The organism is Nonomuraea basaltis (assembly GCF_005893125.1).
Taxonomy (GTDB): domain Bacteria; phylum Actinomycetota; class Actinomycetes; order Streptosporangiales; family Streptosporangiaceae; genus Nonomuraea; species Nonomuraea basaltis.
Map to the genome: position 1 here is coordinate 1 of NZ_VCJS01000608.1, position 876 is coordinate 876.

Genomic DNA, 876 nt, shown 5'->3' on the forward strand with positions numbered 1-876 from the left:
CGGATCTTCCCGGTCAGGAAGCCGTGGCCGAGGGGGGAGTAGGCGACGAACCCGATGCCCAGCTCGCGCAGCAGCGGCAGCACCTGCGGTTCCTGGTCGCGGGTCCACAGCGAGTACTCCGACTGCAGCGCGGTGATCGGGTGGACCGCGTGCGCGCGGCGGATGGTGTCCAGCCACGCCTCCGACAGGCCGATGTGGCGGACCTTGCCCTGCTGGACGAGTTCGGCGACCGCGCCGATGGTGTCCTCGATCGGCACCTTCGGGTCGACCCGGTGCTGGTAGTACAGGTCGATGTGGTCGGTGCCCAGCCGTCGCAGCGAGCCCTCGACGGCGGTGCGGATGTTGGCCGGGCTGCTGTCGAGGTTCCAGGGGCCGTCGCCGGCGTGGGAGACCAGGCCGAACTTGGTGGCGATCACCACCTGGTCGCGGCGGCCCTTGAGCGCCTTGCCGAGGAGTTCCTCGTTGATGTACGGGCCGTAGATCTCGGCGGTGTCGAGGAAGGTGACGCCCAACTCCAGCGCGCGGTGGATGGTGCGGATGGACTCGGCGTCGTCGGTGCCGGCGCCGGTGTAGCCGTGGGACATGCCCATGCAGCCCAGCCCGATGCGGGAGACGTCCAGATCGCCCAGCGTGATGTGCTTCATGATGACCTCTCGGGGATGAGTTTGATCGTCGCGGCTCGCGACTCGGGGTTGACGACACCGCCGATGATGTTGGCGCCGTAGCGGCGGTACTTGGTGCGGTAGACCTCGTCGATCCGGTCGTGGACGGCGGTGTCGCCGGGGTCGGCGTCGGTGAAGGCGACGTCGGCCTGGATGCCGCCGGCCGAGATGCGGCCCTGGTGGCGGGTCCGGGTGCCGCGGTACCAGGCGCCGG

At 69.9% G+C, this 876-nt stretch carries 2 protein-coding genes; both read right to left on the reverse strand.

The window, feature by feature from the left end:
* On the reverse strand, positions 1-644 hold a 644-nt coding region (locus tag EJK15_RS69650; protein WP_138720975.1), incomplete at its 3' end, for an aldo/keto reductase.
* On the reverse strand, positions 641-876 hold a 236-nt coding region (locus EJK15_RS69655; RefSeq protein ID WP_138720976.1), incomplete at its 5' end, for a DUF2255 family protein. The genes EJK15_RS69655 and EJK15_RS69650, both read right to left, overlap by 4 nt.